The organism is Nocardiopsis sp. CNT312, assembly GCF_000515115.1.
In the GTDB taxonomy this organism is placed as follows: Bacteria; Actinomycetota; Actinomycetes; order Streptosporangiales; family Streptosporangiaceae; genus Nocardiopsis.
Genome location: NZ_AZXF01000053.1, coordinates 1 through 2,601, shown reverse-complemented (window position 1 = coordinate 2,601; position 2,601 = coordinate 1). Strand labels below are relative to the sequence as shown.

Genomic DNA, 2,601 nt, shown 5'->3' with positions numbered 1-2,601 from the left:
GAACTGCGCTGGGTCCCCGCCGACGAGGCCACCACCCTGCCCCTGCACCCCGCCCTCAGAAACGCCTGGCCCCACCTGCACGAACAGATCACCGCCCACCAAGAGACCCCCACCACCGCACCCACCCCACCACCCCTCCAGACAGACGCCTCTTCCGAAGCAAGCGGGGACTCCTCCGGCAGCGAAGGGACCGACCACGCCAAAAAAGCCGACGAACTGGAGGAACAGGCACGCGCCGTACGAGCGGAGGCCGAGAGAACCGACCACGAGACCCGGACCCAACGCGAGCGCGTCCAACGCCTGGAGGAGCGCATCGCGGCCGACGGCCCTGAGTCCGAACAGGCCCGGCAGCAGATCAGGAACAGTCGGTTCGCCGTAGAGATATTGGAAAGACAAACGGAGGACCTGAACGAAGCCGTCGAAGCTTTGGAGGAAGCCGCCCAGGCCCTCCGGCAAGACCCCGACGGCATCGAAGCGGACATCGCGCTCACGGACGCCGAGGAGTACTACGAAAAGATCAGCTGGCACCTGGCGCACACACACGACGCTCCTGCGGAAACGGAAACAGACTCGGTGACGGACAAGGGGACGTATTCCGACACTGATGTATCGGAAACCGAGGAGGATCCCGACGCGGTTCCGGGGTCACTCGGCCCGGACGGGTTCCGGAAATTCGCCACCGAAGGCCAGGCGATCAGATATGCCGAACAGTTCCTCAACAACCCGGAGAGGAACCCCCACGCCTTCGCCAACCTCCCAAAGGAACAGCGCGAAGCCGTCCAGAAGTACATCAAAATAGATAATTTCTATCAATATCTCCCACAGATCAGAGAAGGGGACAGCAGAGAACCCGGGAACGTCTGGGCATGGGAAGTCTACGAAACACATGAACCGGAATGGCTGCTCTACGAGATGACGGGATTCCAGCCCATGACACTGGAATCAGTAAAGAAGATCCAGAACACCCCGGGGACACTTTCATACGGGCATTTCAAAGCCTTGTCCTGGGTCAGGTCGATGAGCGATCACCGACTCGAAAAAACAATAGAGAAGATCAGGGAGTCGGACATCGGCCGCATGATCGAGGCGTTCGGGGGGATCCCCTCCATCGACGAACTGGAACGGAATCTCGACCTGGTCGACCAGGCACTGGACCGTCCTCTGCCCGAGCCTCTCACGGTGCGTCGTCCCCTCCCCCTTCCCGGGAAGGAGAAGATATTTTTTGGATTCTACTCCCGGTACCTGCTCAAGGACTCCATCCAGACTTCCCCCAATGTCCTGGCCGTCCAGGTGAGAAGGGAAGCCGAAATTCCCCTTCTCCCCTCAGAGCTCGTCCTCGCCCTGCCGGACGGGAGCCGGGGGCTCTGGTTTGGGGAGAGCGAAATCACCGGATACCGGAAACTACTGCTGCCCCGCGGCACCCGCTACGTCATCAACAGGGCCTTCGCGGACGACACATACTGGGAGAGGTTCGACGCCGAGGTCCTCCCCCCCGCCATCGGAACGTCCACCACCCCCGAGGGTTTGGAGACCGCCCCGGGCGTTCGCGCACCGGACGGGGCCCGCCGCTTCGCCGACGACGTCGAAGCCGCCGGCTACGGCGCCCAGGTCCTCGACAACCCCCACCGCAACCCCCACGCCTACACACGACTGCCCCGCGAGCAACGGGACGCCCTCGACACCTACATGCGCATCGGCGTGGTGTTCAACCAGTCACTGCGACTCGCCCAGGACGAACGCATCACGGCATACCTGCAAGAACAGCGCGCAAACGTGGGCCCGGGCCTGCTCCTGTTCGATCTGGGACGCGACGGGCGCTTCCCCACCCTGGACGACCTCGCACACGCCCCCCGCCCCCTGCCCGCCTGGCATCAGACCGTCGTCGACTCCATCCTGAACGCCCCCGACCCCGAACAGGAACGCAGGACCTGGATCGCCAGATCCGGATTGCGCGGACGGCTGACCGACGTGTTCGGGCACTTCCCCGACGCCAACGACATCCGCCGCTTCGTCTCCGTCCTGGACCAGGCCTTCGGCCCCCGCACCCTGCCCGAGACCGTCTCCGTCCGCCGCAGCCTGGACAACCTCACCTTCCTGGGCGGATACGACCCCGCGAACCCGCAGGCACTGGTGGGAACGGTCCAGACCGAACCGGGCTACCTGTCCACCTCCCTGGGACTGACCCCCGGTTGGAAGAAGGCGGGCTTCACCCTCCTGCTCACGGTCCCGGCCGGCACCCCCAGCCACTGGCTGGGAACACACAGCGGAGACCCCACCCAGCGGGAACTGATCCTCCCTCGCGGTACCAGCTACCAAATCACCGACGTCTCAGACTTCGGCGGCCACACCTTCCTCACCGCCGAGGTCCTGCGCACCGCACCGGCCCCCTTCACAGCACAGCCCACACCGCACACCGAACAGCCCCCCGCACCACAAGCACACACCGCCCCCGCGTCACACCCCTTCCTGCCCCCCATCCCAAACACCGCCCCGGGCCAGGTCAACCCGGACGGCTACCGCACCTTCACCACCAACGACGACGGCTACGCCTACGGCGAGCAGGTCCTGGGCCACCCCCACCGCAACCCCCACGCCTTCCCC

Annotated in this window: 1 protein-coding gene; it reads left to right on the top strand. The window is 64.9% G+C overall.

All coding sequences use genetic code 11. The annotated features are described in order from the left end of the window. The coding region (locus tag B042_RS25815) for an ADP-ribosyltransferase (RefSeq protein ID WP_304412549.1) at nucleotides 1-2,601 on the top strand (2,601 nt) is incomplete at both ends.